General features: G+C 41.1%; 16 protein-coding genes. 7 read left to right on the top strand and 9 right to left on the bottom strand.

The window, feature by feature from the left end; all coding sequences use genetic code 11:
* Window positions 1-542 (bottom strand): hypothetical protein (locus tag QZZ55_RS00915; RefSeq protein WP_293264333.1); only part of this gene is annotated, 542 nt, incomplete at its 3' end.
* A gap of 510 nt (window positions 543-1052) precedes the next feature.
* Here QZZ55_RS00915 and prsK point away from each other — a divergent pair.
* Both prsK and prsR read left to right on the top strand, forming a co-directional pair.
* Complete coding sequence (prsK, locus tag QZZ55_RS00910; RefSeq protein WP_293264331.1) at window positions 1053-3119, top strand: XrtA/PEP-CTERM system histidine kinase PrsK; 2067 nt, start codon at window positions 1053-1055, stop codon at window positions 3117-3119.
* Between the two features lie 29 nt (window positions 3120-3148).
* Window positions 3149-4513, top strand: a complete 1365-nt coding sequence (gene prsR / locus QZZ55_RS00905) for a PEP-CTERM-box response regulator transcription factor (RefSeq protein ID WP_293264329.1) — start codon at window positions 3149-3151, stop codon at window positions 4511-4513.
* Window positions 4514-4560: 47 nt separating this feature from the next.
* Here prsR and QZZ55_RS00900 read toward each other — a convergent pair whose 3' ends face one another.
* The gene (locus tag QZZ55_RS00900; protein WP_293264327.1) at window positions 4561-6051 is read right to left on the bottom strand and encodes a TIGR03013 family XrtA/PEP-CTERM system glycosyltransferase; all 1491 of its coding nucleotides are present in this window, start codon (window positions 6049-6051) and stop codon (window positions 4561-4563) included.
* A 239-nt stretch (window positions 6052-6290) separates the two neighbouring features.
* Here QZZ55_RS00900 and QZZ55_RS00895 point away from each other — a divergent pair, with 239 nt between their 5' ends.
* Window positions 6291-7193: a hypothetical protein gene (locus tag QZZ55_RS00895; protein WP_293264325.1), complete on the top strand. Its 903-nt coding sequence runs from the start codon at window positions 6291-6293 to the stop codon at window positions 7191-7193.
* 135 nt (window positions 7194-7328) lie between these two features.
* On the opposite strand, the gene QZZ55_RS00890 is transcribed toward QZZ55_RS00895, so the two are convergent.
* Complete coding sequence (locus QZZ55_RS00890) at window positions 7329-8114, bottom strand: PEP-CTERM/exosortase system-associated acyltransferase (protein WP_293264323.1); 786 nt, start codon at window positions 8112-8114, stop codon at window positions 7329-7331.
* 180 nt (window positions 8115-8294) lie between these two features.
* On the opposite strand from QZZ55_RS00890, the gene prsT reads away from it, so the two are divergent.
* The gene (gene prsT, locus QZZ55_RS00885) at window positions 8295-10907 is read left to right on the top strand and encodes an XrtA/PEP-CTERM system TPR-repeat protein PrsT (RefSeq protein WP_293264321.1); all 2613 of its coding nucleotides are present in this window, start codon (window positions 8295-8297) and stop codon (window positions 10905-10907) included.
* Between the two features lie 152 nt (window positions 10908-11059).
* A complete protein-coding gene (locus tag QZZ55_RS00880) occupies window positions 11060-11914 on the top strand; it encodes a ThiF family adenylyltransferase (protein ID WP_293264319.1) in 855 nt (284 codons plus the stop codon).
* A 68-nt stretch (window positions 11915-11982) separates the two neighbouring features.
* Here the strand turns inward: QZZ55_RS00880 and QZZ55_RS00875 are convergent, their stop codons facing one another.
* From QZZ55_RS00875 to QZZ55_RS00865, 3 genes are all read right to left on the bottom strand, one after another.
* Window positions 11983-12879 (bottom strand): PEP-CTERM sorting domain-containing protein, encoded by an 897-nt coding sequence (locus tag QZZ55_RS00875; protein ID WP_293264317.1) that lies wholly within the window; start codon window positions 12877-12879, stop codon window positions 11983-11985.
* 249 nt (window positions 12880-13128) lie between these two features.
* Entirely contained in the window at window positions 13129-13650 is a 522-nt protein-coding gene (locus tag QZZ55_RS00870; protein ID WP_293264315.1) for a low molecular weight protein-tyrosine-phosphatase, read from the bottom strand.
* 28 nt (window positions 13651-13678) lie between these two features.
* Window positions 13679-14437, bottom strand: coding sequence for a serine protease (locus QZZ55_RS00865; RefSeq protein ID WP_293264313.1), 759 nt, complete (start codon window positions 14435-14437; stop codon window positions 13679-13681).
* A gap of 143 nt (window positions 14438-14580) precedes the next feature.
* Here QZZ55_RS00865 and QZZ55_RS00860 point away from each other — a divergent pair, with 143 nt between their 5' ends.
* Together QZZ55_RS00860 and QZZ55_RS00855 are read left to right on the top strand one after the other, a co-directional pair.
* Entirely contained in the window at window positions 14581-16170 is a 1590-nt protein-coding gene (locus QZZ55_RS00860; RefSeq protein ID WP_293264311.1) for an acyl-CoA ligase (AMP-forming), exosortase A system-associated, read from the top strand.
* Window positions 16170-17402: a pyridoxal-dependent decarboxylase, exosortase A system-associated gene (locus QZZ55_RS00855; RefSeq protein WP_293264308.1), complete on the top strand. Its 1233-nt coding sequence runs from the start codon at window positions 16170-16172 to the stop codon at window positions 17400-17402. The genes QZZ55_RS00860 and QZZ55_RS00855 overlap by 1 nt, the downstream gene beginning before the upstream one ends.
* Before the next feature lie 47 nt (window positions 17403-17449).
* Here the strand turns inward: QZZ55_RS00855 and QZZ55_RS00850 are convergent, their stop codons facing one another.
* Genes QZZ55_RS00850 through QZZ55_RS00840 form a run of 3 tightly spaced genes read right to left on the bottom strand, consistent with a single transcriptional unit; the run spans window position 17450 to window position 20776 of the window.
* Entirely contained in the window at window positions 17450-18736 is a 1287-nt protein-coding gene (locus QZZ55_RS00850) for a glycosyltransferase (protein WP_293264306.1), read from the bottom strand.
* Window positions 18706-20505 (bottom strand): hydrolase 1, exosortase A system-associated, encoded by a 1800-nt coding sequence (locus QZZ55_RS00845; protein WP_293264304.1) that lies wholly within the window; start codon window positions 20503-20505, stop codon window positions 18706-18708. The genes QZZ55_RS00850 and QZZ55_RS00845 overlap by 31 nt, the downstream gene beginning before the upstream one ends.
* A 19-nt stretch (window positions 20506-20524) precedes the next feature.
* Window positions 20525-20776 (bottom strand): phosphopantetheine-binding protein, encoded by a 252-nt coding sequence (locus QZZ55_RS00840; protein ID WP_028471278.1) that lies wholly within the window; start codon window positions 20774-20776, stop codon window positions 20525-20527.
* Between the last annotated feature and the right edge of the window lie 20 nt (window positions 20777-20796).

Raw genomic sequence — 20796 nt, 5'->3', positions numbered from 1 at the left:
GTAGTACCAGGAAGCTCTACTGACATTCCACCAATAAAGGCCGGGAATACGTGCTCAACAAGCTGAATTGCAGCCGCCGAATTCGGTTTCCCAAATAAATTCTCACCAGAAGATGCATTAAGTAAAGCTGCAATCCCATGCGCCTCGATGCTTGTTGTTGACCCTTCCAGTACTTGTGACATAGTCATCATATTAGAGAAAGGTGCAACTGAGCCTGGTGTTGCACCATCCGGCAAATAAGTATCCCACAGACTTGGGTTTTGCTTCCAAAAAAGAGGGCTTTTTCCGGCAGCTGCAGAACATTCATCTATACTCGATTGAGGTGCATGCGATGAAAAAGTCATTGAATTAAATGCTGAAGGACCACACAACCCCCCACCCCAAGCCGTTCGACTCGACATCGTAAGTATTACAGGCACCGCAATCCCGGCCCCAAATAAACGACGACGCGATGCATCAACACCTTCTAACTTCTGGTGAGAGCCATCACTCGGATTTTCAGCTAATTCATGATCTTGTGGATGATCCATTTTATCCTTCATTTGAGTGCCTACTATTATTCTGTTAAATAACGCTTTCAACTGCGTTAAATCATATAATTCAAACAATGCAATAAACACACCAACAGCATACTTCGACTGATTTACGGGCAGTTTTCAGTAATTATTAATACAGATCTTGCACTACACATACTGACCTGTAAAAAAAACTGACACCAAAGCATCGTTAACTGAAGACATAAATGTGTTACATCTTGCTGACTCTCAACTGCATCTGAGAATACAAACCAAAGTCACAAGACAGACCACTCTTCCTACATCAATAAAAATTATTATAGCATTAACTGATTCTTTGTATTTCCCCGATACAATATCTTTTTAAAATATCGAATAAATATACTTTAAAGTTATTATGCTTACCGCAGATTTATAGGAGATTAATAAAGACACCTTTCACTATCCCGCACCTTTGACTAGACTTGTTCTTTTGTAATGACAGCACAATCACCCCATCAACAAGTGCCTAATGTAACTTCAACGAGAGCGACTACAATGTTCGAGGATGTCGGTTTTTACAGCCACTTATTTGCGTTTATTGCTTACATAATATTAGGTGTTATTTTATTAACGTCTAACAAAATCAATAAATCCATCACACCTATAAAAATTGCAGTGCTCGCAACATCTACCTGGGCAATAATAATAACAATATCTTACTCTACATACTCAATACCAGCTCAAGTCATACAAGCGTCAGAAATAATTCGAAATGTCGCATGGTGTTTTTTCTTACTGAAAGTAATTACCCCTGACAATACAAGCTCATCAAACCCATTTATGAATAAACTTGCTAACTCACCGCTCATTCTACTATCTGTAGTCGCAGCACTAAGCGGAATGATATTCGCAACTAACAGCACAACCCTAGAGCTAAACACGCACTTTAAAGACATATCCTTAATCGCATGGATGTTTTTAGCTATATCAGGACTATTACTAATAGAACAAATATACCGAAACTCTTCAAAGGAACAACATTGGTTTCTGAAACACCTATGCCTTGGGCTAGGCAGCATATTTGCCTATGACTTTTTTATATATGCAGACGCTCTTCTTTTTAAAAACTTAGACAAACAACTCTGGGATGCTCGCGGAATCATCAACGGAATTGCCGCACCTCTTATCATCATTTCTCTTACAAGAAACCCCAATTGGTCTTTAAATTTACAAATCTCACGCCAAGTAGCATTCCATACAGCCACATTGACTGGTGCAGGCATTTATCTTGTACTCATGTCCGCAGCTGGCTATTTCATTCGATATTATGGAGGAACGTGGGGATCCGTCTTACAAATAACATTCCTTTTTGGTGCCGGGCTGCTTCTATTCATTCTTTTATTTTCTGACAAAATCAGATCAAGTGCTCGTGTGCTATTAAGCAAGCACTTTTTCAACTACAAATACGATTATCGTGAGGAATGGCAAAAATTCACTCATCAGCTATCAGAACACGAGCACGAAACCCCTGAACGAATCTGCGCCGCTATAGGCTCTCTTGTGCAAAGTAAAGGCGCTGTAATTTGGGGAAGGGATAGCAATTCTACCTATCAACTACTTACGAATTGGGACATGGCTGCGCTAGAGATCAACCCTAATGACCTACAAAGCATTAGTACATTTTTTGAACGAACTGAATGGGTAATTGATTTAGATGAGTACCGACTCACACCTGGTATTTATGATGATTTAACGCTACCAGAGCAACTTGTAGCCACACCTAACGCATGGCTAGTAGTCCCCCTTCTCTTTAATGCTGAAGCTTATGGGTTCGTGCTTGTAAAGCACTCTGACATCCAAAAAAATATCAACTGGGAAGATAGAGACTTACTCAAAATAGCAGGAAAACAGGCCGCGAGTCTTCTCGCACAATATCAAGCAAATCAAGCACTTATACAAGCACAGCAATTTGAAGCCTTTAATCGTCTCTCTGCCTACATAGTTCATGACCTCAAAAACATTCTAGCCCAACAGTCGCTCATTGTTTCAAACGCAGAAAAGCATAAACACAAGCCTGAGTTTGTAGACGATGTGATACTCACTGTGCGCAATTCGGTAACAAGAATGACACGATTAATGGAGCAAATGCGTAACGGAATGCGCGGCACAACACCGGTACCTATTGACTTAAAGCGGCTCCTCCATAATGTCACACATCGTTTCAGCATGCGTCACCCACAGCCATCTTTTAAAGAAACCGATATCCAAGCAACGGTATTTGCTGATAACGAGCAACTAACGAATGTTTTTGGTCATATTGTACTTAATGCCTTAGAAGCAACCAACGAAGATGGCCATGTAGATGTACAGTTAAACTGCGATACATCTAATGCTATTATTGAGATAATAGATACTGGATGCGGCATGGATGATAATTTCATTCAGCAAAGACTATTCAAACCTTTCGATTCTACTAAAGGATTAACGGGAATGGGGGTTGGAGCGTTTGAAAGCCGTGAAGTGGTACGCTCCCTTGGCGGCAATATTCAAGTCCAAAGCACACTGGGGGTCGGTACTACCTTCATTATAACCCTCCCCCTACACAATAAATCCACATCCTAAGCACTATAAGAACAACTAAGGAACAATATATGAATGGATCAAAAAAGAACCTTCTTATCGTTGAGGATGATGAGGGCTTACAAAGCCAATTACGATGGTGCTTTGATGGCTTTGAAGTAACTATATGTGGAACAAGAACAGATGCAATTGCACAACTGAGACGCCTTCAGCCCGGTGTTGTATTACTTGATTTAGGTCTGCCACCGGATCCTGGCGGCGTAACTGAAGGCTTTGCAACACTGAAAGAGATACTCTCTCTAACACCAGAATGCAAAGTCATCGTGGTCACAGGCGATAACGACAGAACAAATGCAGTCAAAGCTATTGCTCTAGGCGCATACGATTTCTACCAAAAGCCTGCCGACCCTGAAATTCTTACACTAATTGTCGAGCGAGCATACAGAGTTTATGAACTTGAAGTAGAAAACAAGCAATTACAGCAAAGCCATCATAGCATGCCTCTTGACGGCATCATTGCAGCTAGCCCTCCCATGCTAAAAGCCTGTAGAACTATTGAAAAAGTTGCCCCCTCTGACATTACGACATTGCTCTTAGGCGCAAGCGGAACAGGCAAAGAACTGTTCGCTCAGGCCATTCATAAACTTAGCCCCAGAGCCAATGAAAAAATAGTCGCCATTAATTGCGCAGCCATCCCAGACAGCCTGCTTGAAAGTGAGTTATTCGGCCATGAAAAGGGAGCCTTCACTGGAGCAACCAAACAGACGATCGGGAAAATTGAATTAGCTAACGGCGGAACTCTTTTCCTTGATGAAATTGGCGACCTTCCCTTTGAGCTTCAAGCTAAACTTCTACGTTTTTTCCAAGAACGTGTAATTGAACGAGTCGGCGGCAGAGTAGAAATCCCCATCGATGTCCGCATTGTTTGTGCCACACACCAAGATTTAGGTACGCACATTAAAGAAGGACGTTTCAGAGAAGATTTGTATTACAGAATAAGTGAGATAACCGTACAAATACCTTCATTGAAAGAAAGAGAAGGAGATGCCCTTTTGCTCGCAAAGTCGTTTTTAACACGACTAAACAAAGAGTACGGAAAAACCATCCGAGGGTTCGATTCAGAAGCTATTGCAGCTATCGAAACTTATAATTGGCCAGGAAATGTCAGAGAGATTGAAAGTAAAATAAAGAGAGCTGTCATAATGGCAGACGGCTCACTTATAACAACGGAAGATCTTGAATTATGCTTAGAAGAAACTGATTATGCCCCTCTCAACTTGAAGCAAATAAGAGATGAAGCAGAAAAAAGGGCAATAAAAAGAGCACTACACCACGCTGACTTTAGTATATCGGATACTGCCAAAGCCCTAGGTATAACCCGACCAACGCTTTATAGCATGCTCGACAAGTACAACCTTCACCCAAAAGCAGAATAACGTTTCAGGCATGCAGAGAAGCCCACGCTTCTCTGTAAAGAACTCAACTATCGAGAGCCTTTCTTAAACAACACAACCTCGACCGTTTGAATAAGTATATACATATCCAAAAAGATACTATGGTTTTTGATGTAATAAAGATCATACTGAAGTTTTTGGATAGAATCTGCGTCCGAAGCACCATAGGGATAGCATAACTGCGCCCAACCTGTAACTCCCGGGCTCAGTCGGTGCCTTTCTTCATACAATGAATTCAAATGATTTAACCTAGATACAAACTCAGGTCTTTCAGGCCTAGGTCCTACCAAACTCATATCACCCGATAAAACGTTCCAAAGCTGCGGCAACTCATCAAGTCTATACTTTCGAATAAAGTTCCCGACCACTGTTACGCGGGTATCATTCTCAGTAGCCCAGCGAGCTTTGCCATCTGCTTCAGCATCAGTTCTCATACTACGAAATTTTATAACATCGAAATCATGACCATTACGCCCCACTCGCTTCTGACGATACAATATATCACCAGCCCCCCGACTCTCTATAAATATAGCCAAAGCTGTGAGAAGCATAAAAGGAGAGAAAACAACTATAAGCCCCAGACTCACTAACATATCAACTGAACGCTTCTTAAATGCACGAAATACATCAGGAGAAAAGCCTTTAGCAAAAATAAGCCATCCAGGTTGCAATAGATCTAATTGAATCAGCCCTCTTTCTCGTTCAAAGAAATCAAGCATATCAATTACATCAATACCGCTCATGCGACAATCTAACAACTCCTTCACCGGAAACTTAACACGGCGGTCGTCTAGCGCTATAACAATTTCATCAACATCACGTAACATTGCGAAATTACGGATGCAGCCGCCTGAAGAAACGACTCTTTCTTTTGAAACAAAGCTTTCGTCGGCAGGGTTTAGCTGTATAAACCCGACCAAATCAACCCCTCTCATGTCAGCTTTGCGGCGCAATTTATCTATATAGGAAGCCCTGTTTCCTGTTCCTAATACAAGTATACGACGCCTTAAAACCTTCCCATCAATGAAAGAATAAAACAGAGCCCTAACTAGCATCAAGGAAGCCAGTGAAACCAATGCAGTTACAGGTAGAACGGCATAACCGCCATAGGTATATGGAAAGAAATAATTGATAACGACGGTCAACGAGATACCAATAACAATAGCCACCACAAGGCGAGAAAGAACACCTACCAAGCCTTGCCTTTGCCGTGTATCGTATAATCCCATTGCACATAAGTTTAACGACACCAGTACCACAGGCAATAAAACACTTGAAAAATCACTTACCAAAAGCCTTTCACCTTCCTTTAGAAAAGAAAAATGGACCGAGTAACTCAAGAAGCCTAGAAGTGCAAACTCAAAAAAGGCCAACAACAAAAACTGCGCATGAACATAATGCCCAAAAACACGAAATTTTCCATGACAGAAGCGCAACTTTACCCGCTGAGCAGATGCTCTAGATTCGACACTCTCACGAGCTGAATCAGATCTATCATAACGAGCATTGACTTTATCCATGAACGATTCCCTACTTAACAATTGTAAACGTAAACTTCATTTTTCATTTTGTAATAAAAGGTAGCATTTTATATAAACGCTATAGATTTTATATTACGATTAAGAGCTAGGATACCATCCTGAAATGACCTACAGCTGAATAGTAAATATACATCAGAACCCGACTTTTTTCCTGTTTTGATAAGACATTTCTTACTATATCATCCAATTTAACTAGGCCTGACTCCAAGGACAGCAGCATGCCCACACATACAAAAGCCAATACTTTTAGCTTGTTACATATAGATGTTGCCCGAAATTCCACAGATGATTTCAACCTTTTCCATGACAAAAAAAAGTGGGAGCAAATCTTCAAAAACCCTTTCAACGGGCCAATCGCATTAGGCTTTCAATTAGAAGAGTTCATTGAAGGAGCTATTAGGGATCATCGATCCAAAAACCAAGAAGAAATCTTAATTTCCCAACACAACCTGCAATACAGCAACTACCAGTTCTCATTTGCCAACCCTGTAAAGCCCGAACAAGAAGTTGAAATAAAAATTAACAAAAGCTTATTCACTAACGACACCAACAATCCCACGCTTAGCAATAGAGTCAGCATCAAATCTTCCGGAAAGCTTTGCATGATGGGGTATAAAAAAGAATCTACTCGCCCTTTATTTCTACCCTCTCTCAATTTACCCGACTTAAGTAAACTACAAAGCTCTTCTGACAGAGAGTTTTTAGAGGACACGGGGTTTTTCATTAAAAGAAAATTTATGAACACCAGTAATGCGAAAAACTTTTTATCAGGCTCTCTTGTTGAACAATCGATTTTTTTTGATGAAATCGAAGGGAAAGCTAATTTTCCAGAGATTTTTCCCTGCTCGCTCATTTCGTGCGCTTTATTAGAGAAAGCTATCAAAGAAAAACTAGACTTTAAACGAAACCCTATGGTTTATACGTCACACAAAATAAGTATTGATAGAAATCGTCTATCGTACTTAAAAAGTAACGACAGCCTCCACATATTAGTTAAGCCATTCCAAAGCGAGAAGAGCACCTCTGCACTACAAACTTACGAGTGCTACGGCATCGTAAACTGTCAATTTTTACTCTTCAGCTCGCTTATATCTCTAACACCCCTTAACTCTCCCGCCTAATTCATTACCCCAACATTCTTTTCGTTAAAACCATACTGAATTTAGGGATTTATTCGAGCAGACAAGCATGTCTCAAAAAGCTAGCACATACGACTAAGCATTACTGGCACGACAAATGAATGAGATGCAAACAATCTACTCTGGAAAAAAAGATCTATATTCGGCACAAATCTTAGTATGAATAGCTTCATACAGCTCTTTCAATTCTGGCTTCATATTATCTAATGCTGACTGCGTCGTAATGAAGTAAGGAGCTCTTACACCATGATAATCCACATCACGGCCAGCACGATGAAATACGATACCAGATCGCTTCAAAAGCCTAGGCAGGAATGGTTCCATCATTGCGAAGACATTTGTCCTTTTCGTCAATACAGTTAATGATGTTGATGCTAGAAAAGCAGATACTGCAATTAATGGAAAAACACGTCGTTCCTCATCACCAAATGTTAGTTCTCGAGCATTACCAAAACGGTCAACACCCTCATTGGGTCGTCGTCTAAAAGAACTATCTACTGCCAGTCGCGAAATTTCACAAACAGTATTCCTATCAAGAGACAACCCATCAACAAACTCATGATCTATACTATCTAAACAGTATTTCTCAAATGGCAGGAGAGAAGACAGTTTTTCAATTTCTGCAGGAACCAATCTTACACACCCCGCAGCAACACCCGACTCTTTATGCCTAATAACACAATGCAAAGAAAACTGATCATAATCATCAAACTCTTGCTCATCCGGGAAGTTCTCCACAGATTCATATTCAAATTCTTTGCAATAAACATTAAATCGTGTCCGAAACACTTCACTCTTCACATGCTCATCAAAGGCAAAATCAACTGTAAAATATCGCTGAAAATTTTCTGCTAAAGTACCTACCATGCCTATGACCATCCATACTAGTGTTATGTTAAGCACATCCCGATAGCTCTAGCCCGATTGCCCCAGGTAGAATTACAGCATGATTGTTTATTAAAAGATTAGCCCTCACCTCACAAAGCAGCAAGAATAATGTCAAAAATAACTAACGATATTGTTTTAGCTACATACTAATGTTAAATATAATACCCTTAAAGTTCACAAGGAAGAGCGTTACAAATGCCAAGCCGCCTTAAAGCCCATACCAAAGCACTCATCGCAACTACTAGTTTAGCAGCACTTCTTGTCATTCAAGGCTGTAACGGCTCCTCAACAACACCTGAGCAACACCTCAAAAATGCTCAAAAAAGCTTTGATGCACAAGACTTTAAAACCAGTGAAATCGAATTAAAGAACGCTCTTCAACAGAATTCCAGCTACAGTGAAGCCCGCTTACTTTTAGGCAAAATTTTTCTAACTACTGGCAACTCTCGTACAGCATCAATTGAATTCAAAAAGGCGCTTGAATCAAGCAACAATAAAGACGCTATCCTTCCACTGCTGGGGGAGTCTCTTTTACTTCAAGGTAGCTCTGAAGAAGTAATAACAAAGTTCCAACCCGTTGATACAGATACACCAGCCTTACAGGCTGAAAAGAATATTTTTCTAGGCGAGGCATACCTACAGCTAGGAGATATTTCGACTGCAAACAAACATTTTTCGAACACCCTTAGCCTAAACCCCGATTCAAGCAGAGCTCGCCAAGGTCTTGCTAGAATTGCGATGGCCAGTAAAGATTTTGATAAAGCATCTACTCTGATTAGCGAAGCCATCGATAAAAATAGCGACAATATACGTGCCTGGATCACGAAGGCTGATATTGATAGCATCCAGAAAAAGACAAACGAATCTATTGATTCATTACTACAAGCAAAAAAACACATCACGAATAAAAAGAATTACTTACAATTTATTGTGAGCAGGAACCTTGCATTCACATACATAACGTCAGGAGATATGGATAAAGCAAAAGACGAAATGAGCGCACTCAATAAAGGCTATTATAAAAACATGATAGCCAAAGATGTTAAGCTCATTTACACACAAGCATTTATAGCACTGCATGATAAAAACTACACCGCAGCTAAAGCTTTTGGTGAACAAATCATTGGCTACAGCGACAACTTCCCAGGCATATTACTTCTTTTAGGGACAGTCAATGCTGAAGAGAAAAATTTTGAGCAGGCAGAGCGGCAGCTAAATGAATTTTCTAACAAGTTTCCTAATCATATTCAATCGAGACGCCTACTTGGACTCGTTCAAGTTTTAAAGAACGACCCTGACCGCGCACTTGATACTTTAAAATCTGTTTTGGCAAATGAAAATCCGGATCTTCCCTCTCTTGCATTAATGGCTAATGCTGCACTAATTAATGGCAACCCTGAAGAAAGCAGCCGCTACTATGCCAAGGCACTAGAGCAGAAACCTGACGAAAGCGCTTTGCTAATAGGGTTAGCACGAAGTCTGATTGCTCAAAACAATTACGATGGCGCGATAGCAGAATTAAATAAAATTCCTAAAACAAGCAAACAATACTCTGCAGCTCAACTGGCCATAGTTCAAGCCAACTTGAAAGCAGAAAACTTCCAAAATGCCTTTAAAATAATCGACGCGCTACCCAAAGAGCAACAAGAAACTGCTCAGCTTAAAAGTCTATCTGGTACCATTCATTTAATAGACGGCAACTTCCCCGAAGCCGAAAGATTATTCAATGAATCTATCGAAGCTAAACCCGGCTACGCACCTGCCTTACGACAGCTAGCCATAATAGCTATTAGAAAAGGAGAAGCACAAAAAGCCAATAACCTCTTTGAAACTGCTCTTAAATCGAATCCGAACAATTCTGAACTAATGATCGAATATGCCGAACATCTTATAAATACCCAGAAATTGGATCGGGCAGAATCTCTACTGATAAAAGCTAAAGATATTACTAAAGACAATGAAAGAGCGGGAATCACGCTTGCCAAGCTTCTACTCAAAAAAGGTAAGCCCTCTCTTGCTATTAGGGAGCTCTCTAACTTCAAAGACAATAAAAACCCACTGGTTTTTATTGCTTTGGGTAACGCGAGAATGATGCTAAGAGAATATGATAGAGCACTCGAGGAGTACAACACATCGATAAGCCTTGTGGACAATTCCTCACTTCCTCACTACCTTAAATACACTGCGCTTCAGGCTCTCAATAAAAATGCTGAAGCCAAAAATGCATTGCACGTATCAATCGAAAGAAATGCTCAATTCTTACCCGCCCTTCTTGCTCTTGTAGAAATATCAATTCAGGAACGAGACCTAGTAAAAGCGAACGAATACCTAAACACTGCTGATAGCATCGCAGCCAACAATATTTACAACAAAATCCTTCGAGCAGACATAAGCTCCCTAGAAGGTGATTTCAATACATCTCTAAAGCTTTATCTTGATGTATTTTCACAAAATTCGAATGACACTATTGCTAAAAAAATTCTACACACATACTGGAAGCTAGGTGATGACAGCGGGGCCATTCAATTTATAACAAGGGCCTTAGAGTCACAACCCAACAACGCTAACTTGCTTGCCCTCCTAGGTGGTCTGCACCTTAAAAACAATGAAAACCAAGCCGCCATCTCTGCTTACAAGAAGTCTGTTGATATTGAAAATAACAATCCTGTCATTTTAAATAATCTAGCATGGTTATTGAAAGATACAGACCTACAACAAGCACAAGCATACGCAGAAAAAGCATTACTTCTTGCACCAAATAGCCCCGAGATCAAAGATACTTTAGAAACAATCAAGCAGTTAAAATAAATACTTTATCAAATAGTATCTATTCCTCCTTCAATACGAGCATGTATACAAAAGGTAATCTATTCTAAATTTAGAATATGATTACCTTTATCTATACACAATGAAGCTAATACGGACTTCATTTGCACATGGACCACTGACAGGAGCTTACAATGTTTAATTACTCCCAAGCATTTTCTAGAAATATAGGCTGGGTGACAGAAGCTGAACAAACAACTATTCAAAATAGCCGTATAGCCATTGGAGGACTAGGTGGTGTCGGTGGTAGTCACCTAATCACTCTAACACGACTAGGCATTGGTAATTTCAATATTGCTGATCTTGATGATTTTGACTACCCAAACTTCAACCGCCAATATGGAGCGACCCTTTCTTCCATAGGGCGACCTAAAGCAGCGGTTATGAAAGAAACTATTTCAGACATTAACCCTGAGCTAGATATCAAACTCTTTGAGAACGGCATAACCGAACAAAACCTCGATGAGTTTCTAAAGGACGTAGATATATATGTCGACAGCCTTGATATTTTCGCCTTAGAAATACGACGCAAAGTTTTTGCACGTTGTTATGAATTGGGTATTCCCGCCATTACCGCAGCCCCAATGGGTATGGGGACAGCCTTTTTAATTTTTCTGCCAGGCAAAATGAGCTTTGAAGAGTATTTCGCATTGGAAGGCCTAAGCTTTGAAGATCAAATTATTTATTTCATCATGGGCGTATCACCCACTGTTTTGCAGCGAAAGTATTTAGTAGACAGGTCCTCAGTCAACTTCTTGCATGAAAAGGTACCCTCTACCGTGATGGGCATTGAAATAAGCGCAGGCGTTGCCTGCACACAGGTTCTCAAGCTTTTGTTAAATAGAGGGGATATTGTATGCGCACCACACGGATTACACTTTGACGCCTACCTAAACAAACTGAAAAAAAGCTGGCGCCCTTTTGGAAACAAAAACCCTATACAAAAAATCATGTACCGAAGGATTAAACAAATTCTTAACGACAACTAATTACTTTTCATTACAAACAGCAATAAAAAAGGGAGCCAATGGCTCCCTCTTTTAGTCCAGCTAAAATATTAGCTAGCTAGTTTTTTCGATGTTTTGCGCATTCTGAATCCACCTAAACCAAGAAGACTCAAACCTAACAAAGACAACGTACCTGGCTCAGGAACAGCGAAACGTCCGCTTCCATCATGATCAGTCGAAACAACAAATGTATCAGCTACAGGACCAGGAGCAAAAGAACTCAAATCCACATCACTATCGAAGTGACCAGTGAAATCAATATCTAACTCATCAAGACCGGCAGGACCACAAGCAGACCAAATATCAAAGAAACCATTTAAACCACCACAAGCACCAGCGCCACCAACATTGAACAAGTTATTGAAACCTGCATCAACTGCTGTGAAATCTACAGTTCCGCTTAACAAGCTACCAGTACCAGTAACAAAGCCGGTAGTCATGTTAACATCCATAAAGTTGTTATATGTCACACCGCTATCAGTAGTTACATAAAACTCTAGAAGTCCAGTACCATATGTTGGGAATACATTTCCAGAACCATCGACTGTAACAGTACCAGCCCAGTCTTTAATTCCGAACGTAATGAACCAATCTCCGGCAGGACCATAACCGTTGTCTGAGTCACCAATAGTTTCAGCAGGAAGAAAACCATTTACATAGTTAGTACCCAGACCACCATTGAAGAATGTACCAGTAGAACCGTCATAACCAGCATTAGTAGTAATAGCATCACCTGTAGTAATACCATTCATGTCTGCATCAGTGATTGTTGATACAGAGTTGTAGGTAAAACCAAACTGATCTTTCAATGAAGTACACGTAGCGCATACTTTATCATCAGCTAAGCCAACACCACCAAAATCAACGCCATTATCTAAATAAAACTGCTGAGCCGTTACACTTCCACTAGCTGCGATCAATGTTGCTGCTAATAATAATTTTTTCATTTCGTTCACCCTTGAGCTGTAAGGTACTTTATTTCTAGTAGTAAGTTTAAAGCAATTCATATGCCAACATTAAAAACAAACCTAAGCATATGATTTAAAAGACTTATATTTCATTCCCTTTTATTTACTCTTCTTCCGTGTAAAAAAAACCGACAGACCAATCATTGAATCTCTACTTAAAACCACCAGCGCTTTTAACTCATTGATATAACTAAACAAATAAACGTTAAAAAACCTGACACATTGCTATTAAAAACCATTATCTATACATCTTTTCAGGTGTTCTACTAAACCTTCCGCCCCAAACTCGATAGAATTCAACACGTTATAGAATCCCTCATCGTTTCCATAATATGGATCAGGTATTTCATACTCACCCTGACCGGTTGCATATGACATAAATAGCATGACCTTACTTTTCACCTCTATAGGTTGCATTCTTTCAAGAGCAGATAAGCTATCTCTATCAACAGCCAAAATAAAGTCATATTCCAAGAAGTCATCCTCTCGAATTTTTCTTGCTCGAATCTTGGAAATATCCACTCCATTTTGCTCAGCAACTCTTACTCCCCTAACATCCGGTTTACTACCGGGCTGAGAAGCATACGTACCCGCAGACTCAACTCTAACCGCACCAGCCAAGCCCTGAGCAGATAAAGCTTTTTTCAACACCCCCTCAGCAATAGGTGAGCGACAAATATTCTCCATACACACTACCAGCACAGATAATGACGGCTTTTTCCTGAACTTACGAAGCAATACAGACAACACATCCAAGCCCCTCTTACTAGTAACTCTGTTAAAGACCTTTCAACAAATGATGAACATACTTAACAGGAATAGCATAACTAATACCCGATGGCCGCTCTAGTACAGACTCTTTTGTACCTTTAACAAACACACTGTTAACCACCCCTAAAACACGCCCACTATTCACTTCATAGACAGGACTACCACTATTACCTGGGTATGCAATAGCATCCAATTGATAAACCTGCAAAGGGGATCTTAAACGTTTTATTTGGGCCGCCGTCAGCTGCTTGGAAGATTGCGCTGGAATAACAATTGGCGTGATAGAAGCAATAATCCCTTTATGTGTTATTGGGTAAACACCCAAAACCATGCCGATAGGGAATCCAGTAAATGCAACATCTTGCCCCTCACGCAACCATTTAGTTCCTGCAAGCTCCATCGCAGGCAATGCAGGCCCATCAAACTCTAGTAGTGCTAGATCATGATCAACATCGGTGCGAATAACCTTTACTCTTCTCGCCTTAGCCTTTTTCCCACGCCCGCTAAATACTGCCAACACTTCATTTTTATCTACATCTAATTTTCGGCCAGCAATAACATGATAATTGGTGATTACTTGACGTCCATTGCCTATAACAAACCCCGTACCACTATAAGTCGCCTTAGGCTTTCGACCAGCAACTTGCTTATTAGGATAAACGCTTCCAACTGCAACAATACTTCCTCGAATTTTATCAATAGTATCGGGCAATCCAGCATAAAGATTCAGGCTCCATACATCCAAACACAAAAATACCAATAACATAAAAAATTTTCTACAGAACATAACCCTTCCTTTGATATCATTTACTGCAAACCAGTATACAAGCACTACAGCCGTTCATATCAAGTTATAATAAGTAACCATTAGGGACTATTCTCATCGTTTCCCTACCATAAGGATGCAACATGCCAGAATTACTACACGACCTGATTCATAAGCAAGCTAATATAACGCCAAATGCCATTGCTTTGCTTTTTAAAAATGAGGTTTTTACGTATTCTGATTTGAAGCACCAAATAGAGCAAGCCAGCCAAAAGCTTCTTAGGCTAAACACTTTGCCTGGGGAAAGAGTTGCCGTCTACTTACCTAAAATACCTGAGACGGTTTTTAGTATTTTTGGTACAGCACATGCTGGCGGAGTGTTTGTCCCTGTTAATCCACTACTAAAACCGACACAAGTCTCTTATATTCTTAAAGACTGCAATGTCCGCACACTAATAACATCATCTGATCGCCTTAAGCTGCTTGAGAGCACCCTCATCGATTGCCACGACCTTCGATCCATTATTCTCATCGATGAACGTGAAATCCCAGAGGGTTTACTACCTCAAGTAACAATTACTCGCTGGAACACACCTCCTACTGAAACAAATACGAAAACCTACACTACTCGACGCATAGATACAGACATGGCTGCTATTCTGTATACTTCCGGCAGCACAGGTAACCCAAAAGGCGTCATTCTTTCACATAAAAATATGCTTACTGGGGCATCCAGCGTTGCAAGCTATTTAAAGAACACCGCTACCGACCGCTTACTAGCAGTACTTCCCTTCAGCTTTGATTACGGCCTTAGCCAACTAACCACAGCTTTTTCTGTGGGAGCCTCGGTCGTGTTAATGGATTACTTATTACCACGAGATGTTATTAAAGCGGCTGTTCGATTCAAAATTACCGGGCTAGCTGCAGTCCCACCTCTATGGAATCAATTGGCTGAACTTGAATGGCCCAATGAATCACAAAGCTCTATCCGCTATCTAACGAATACGGGGGGAGCAATGCCAGTAGCAACAACCCAGAAACTTGTTAGGTCACTCCCTTCTACAGAAATTTTTCTTATGTACGGTTTAACAGAGGCATTCAGATCAACCTACCTTCCTCCAGAGCAAGTCGCCATTCGGCCTGAATCAATGGGTAAAGCGATACCAAATGCTGAAGTTTTAGTCCTCAGAGAAGACGGAAGTGAGTGCGCACCAGGCGAACCAGGCGAACTAGTACATCGAGGGTCTTTAGTTTCCATGGGCTACTGGAATGATCCTGCAAAAACGGCTGAACGCTTCAAGCCCATACCAAGCAAACACTCTGAGATACCACTCACTGAGATCGCTGTTTGGTCGGGTGATCAGGTTAAAAAAGATGAAGAAGGTTTTTTATATTTCATTAGCAGAAAAGATGAAATGATAAAAACATCTGGCTATCGTGTTAGCCCTACTGAAGTAGAAGAAGTTCTATATAACTCAGGATTAATAAAAGAGGCTGTGGCTTTAGGAATAACACACCCCCTATTAGGACAAGCAATCTTACTTCTAGTAACTGCTGACCCCGAATGCAACGAACAACCTCTTATTAAGTATTGCCAAAAAGAACTCCCCAATTTCATGCTACCTAAAAAAATTATATTTGTAGATACGTTACCGCGAAACCAAAACGGCAAGATTGATCGAAAAACACTTGCTGCCGAATTTAAAGACATTTTTCAGGAGTCTTCATCTTAATGAAAGAAGCACCTAAGCATGCCAACATGGACTGGTTTCCGGTGATTGACAATCACCTTCACGCCGGTGGGATATCTATTGAGCGCCTTGCTATACGCACAGGGAAAACACCTTTTTACGTTTATGACCGCAACATCATGACAAAAAAAGTTAAAACCTTACGCGAATCATTGCCAGAAGGACTGCACTTACATTACGCCATGAAAGCAAACCCTATGCCATCAGTGGTCCAACACCTCTCTCAATTGACTGATGGTATTGATGTTGCCTCTGTAGCAGAAATGCAGGTAGCGTTAAACACAGGCATTGACCCGCTAACCATAAGCTTTGCCGGCCCAGGAAAAACGGATGCAGAACTAAGATCAGCTGTCGCGGCGGGTATTATCATCAATATGGAATCTGAAGGAGAAATGGAGCGTATTGCTCAAATAGGTGATGTTATTTCTGTTCTTCCAAATGTATCTATTCGTGTTAATCCAGACTTTGAATTAAAAACATCCGGCATGAAAATGGGTGGCGGACCAAAGCCTTTTGGCGTTGATGCGGAACGTGTGCCTGAAATGCTGCAGCGCTGCGGACAACTTAACCTTAACTTCAAAGGCTTTCATATCTTTAGCGGCTCTCAAAACCTTCGCCCTGAAGCCATTATCGAAGCACAAACCAAAACCTTTGCTTTAGCATATCGATTAGCTGAGTTTGCCCCACAACCCATCACCTGGTTGAACATTGGCGGCGGCTTAGGTATCCCTTACTTTCCAGGCGAAGCAACTTTACCCCTAAGTGAAATTGCAGAAAACCTGAAGCCCTTGATAAAAGAGGCACAAGAACGCCTACCTGAAGCAGAAATTGTCATGGAGCTAGGGCGATATTTTGTAGGTGAAGCAGGGCTTTATATCAGTGAAGTAGTGGAATGCAAGGAGTCGCGCGGAGAAAAATATGCAATAACCAACGGCGGGCTACATCACCACTTATCCGCTTCTGGGAACTTCGGACAAATTATTCGCAAAAACTACCCTGTTTGTATCGCTAATCGCGTAACAAGCCAAACAACTGAAAAAGTTAATATTGTCGGCCCTTTATGCACACCGTTAGATATCATCGCTGATAAAACAGTATTACCTGAAGTGTCTATAGGTGACTTGATAGCCGTTTACCAATCTGGCGCTTATGGCCTCAGCGCTAGTCCAAGGGATTTTCTAAGCCATCCCCATCCTGCAGAAATTTTGGTATAACCCACTCATCAAATAAACGTAATGCGTAAACCCATTCAAACATGGGTTTACTTTATACTCACGCGACTAACCTTATTAAACACTTTTCCTAACTCTGCTGAAAAAGCTCTTCTAGAATATTTGTGTGCAGCCTCCTTTGTTACGCCTGTTTCTTTTCCAGCCCGAACTTTTTGAAGAAAGGTATCTAGACCGGCCTTAATAGCATCCTTATCATCTAAAGCAACAATTGAACCTTGGCCCGCTTCAAGTAACGTTTTTGCAGTATCTCCCCGGCTATCAGTCAATGCTAAGATAGGTCGCTGAGCACGAAAGTATTCATATATTTTAGCGGGAATTTGATGATTGCAGTTCGATGCCTGAAAAACCAATAGTCCATCGGCGCTCAGCATTTCAGACAGCGCCTCTCGATAAGAAACTCCATCCGCCAACGTAACCACATCATTAATATTCAATCTATCTAGCACAGACTGATAAAGCTCATCATGCCCAGTCGCTCGCAAAACCACACTAAGATATTGACCAGATACCTTACCTTCATTTTTCAATTCAGAAATTGCATCAAAAAAAGCATGAGGGTCGCGTTCAGAGGGGTACAGCACTCCACTGTGAAGCAATAAAAAAGGCTTCAGCTCACCCGCTTCTAGGTTACTCTTAGATTCAATTTCAACTTCTTTGAATATTTCTTCATTAAAGCCATTGGGTATCAAATGCCACTTATTATCAGAAATATGAGGGTAACGTAGCCTATATAATTCAACCGCGCCCGGCGTAGTAAAAACTGCAGCAGAACAAGCCTCTACTACTTTTCTTTCGATCCAAGCATGGCATCGCCTCCTAGCCCCGGGAGCTGGATAAACATCATCTAGCATTGCATCTCGAAAATCAGCCACCCAAGGCAGCCCCGTTAAACGCTGTAACACTAAACCTATTAAGTGCGCCGTAGCTATAGGATAAGTTGACCAAAGAACAGTAGGCTTTTGAGACCGTACAAGTTTCAAGCCTGACATAACACCACCTAACAACCAACTTACCCACCTATCAGGTAAAGCCAGAATATCAAGGTAGCGCCCTTTAAAAGAAAAGTGCCGAGCAGAGTCTAGCGCAAAAGCTCGTTTAACAAGCGTACCTTGAGGAATATCCCTTAGCTGTTGATCGCTCACAGAAGGGTAAGCTCTAGGGTTAGCGGAAAGCACTATTGGCTGCCAACCGTTTTCGGGTAGGTAACGCGAAAAAGCGAGTGTTCTTTGAATCCCGCTACTTACATTAAGCGGCGGATAATGAAAGGCGATCAAAAGAACCTTGTTTAGAGCGTGCGAATCCAGTTCACTGTCCATGTTGCTACTTTATCTCTCCATTCACGTTTAGAAAAAGTATGATCTGCACTTTTTAAATCTTCGCGTTGTATTCTTTTTTGTTTAAGTAATCGTGTAAAACTTTTTGACCCTTTAACCGCATCATCAAATTCAGCAGCAGTGAGGTCATTTCCGCTCATGATGTATTGAACAGGGCCTTGATAGGCTTTAAGCGAAGACTGTATTTTTTCTGGTAAGTTTGTAGAAGGTTGCTTAAGAGGCTCAACAGTAGAAGCTATTTCACTTCCCTCAACACTAGTCTCTTCAGAGCTACTAGTGCGTTTAAGCAGAGATACTAAAGAAGCCAAAGAAGCGGATATATTGAAATCGCCCTTTATGACTTTTGACCAAAGTTGACGAGAAAACAAACGCTGCAAATAATAATGCTTCAAAAATGCTTTAGCTTCACCGGCCTCACTTCGTACCCACGGGTTCAAAATCACTAACCCCACAACTCGCTTATCACTCGGTGCATAAAAGCACGCCGCCGACGCCGCGTCACACAGACCCCACAACACAACACCATCAAGTCCAGGTACTTTGTGCATGAAGTTATCTATGGCGTGTTGAATATCTACTTGGACATTTTCAAAACCTAACAGGTCGCCAGAAGCATCTCCCATCCCGCGATAGTCAAAACGCATGACAGGAATATTTTCTTTAGCTAAGTGCCGTGCAAGATGTAAAAATTGACGATGGCTACCAACACGGTATTGAGGCCCACCAACAATCACTAACACACCAATTTCCTTTGCTTTTTCAGGACTATTAGGCAAATGCAGTACAGCAACTAACTCCTCACCTTCACAAGAAAACACAAAAGGCTGCTCAGAATTTAATGCTTGCGCTAATCCCTTCGACGGAGGCTCACATTCAGGAACCACGAGCTCAGAGTCAGTCAACCTAGATGCTGGCAATTCAGTTGAAGAGATACCTGACGTCAATGAAGGCGTAATTAACTGTGTTGTTTCATCAACAAGATTAGGTGCTAGCGTTATCTCTTGAGTTGTCCAAAAGGGATCACCAACAACCGCTTTAGAATAAATTTCAATATCTTGAGATTGCCACAAAGCGATTAATTTTTGTGATACAGGCAATAAAGCTCGCCCTTCAGAGGCAACTATTTCCAGCCAATTAATTTTCAGTGGCCGCTTTAAAGCCATCTTCTTTAATGAAACTTGATCCAATTGAGACAACATTGAGGGAGCTACATCATACCCAGCCACTTCAAGCTTCTCTCCAGCACTAAGCCGCTCTCTCAACTGCGCAACCGTTTCTTGCTCGCCTGCCATCATTCCGGCAGCCATGCGCAGTCTTAAAAACTGCGTCAGCATCTGCTCACCGCTATGGATAGGCTGCCACAGAATTAACTCAGACACACCTTCTAAACCTTCATCTATTAGGTCTAGTGCCATTAATGCACCCATTCGCAACCCCCACAAGGTAATCTTTTTAGCACCTTGCTCCTGAGCGCTCAAAACCAAATAACGAACATCCAGCTTCCACACATCCCAATTTGCATCGCCGAAATCACCTTCGCTATCACCCGTCCCAAATAGATCAGGCACAATGACTGTAGCACCAGCACTCACAAAAGCAGCAGCCTGAGCTCGCACCATGCTTCTTGACTTATTCATCTCTTCTGCAAATGCAGGTAAATAAATAACACATTCTGATGCAACAGCAGTCTTAGCAAAGTGCTGTGTGATAAACAGGCGCCCCGAAGGACCATTAACAAACTGGGGAGTCATAGAGTTTTTACTACACTATTTACGCAGAAACTTTATCATTTACGAAACTAAAGAGTGTCCCTATCGTTTCAAACACTTCAGCACTAATTTCATCATCCTCAACAGCTACACCATAGTTCTCTTCAATAGCGGTTATCACCATCACTACAGCCATCGAATCAAATTCAGGAATACTGCCAAGTAAAGGTGTAGATTCATCATAGTCATCAACTCTAGAACCTAGTTGCAAAGCATCCCCTATAAGCTGCTTCACTTCATCCAATGTAATCACACAAAACTCCCATCACAAAC

The organism is Neptunomonas sp. (genome assembly GCF_016744175.1).
Taxonomy (GTDB): Bacteria; Pseudomonadota; Gammaproteobacteria; order Pseudomonadales; family Balneatricaceae; genus Neptunomonas.
This window is presented reverse-complemented; position numbering and strand designations above follow the sequence as displayed.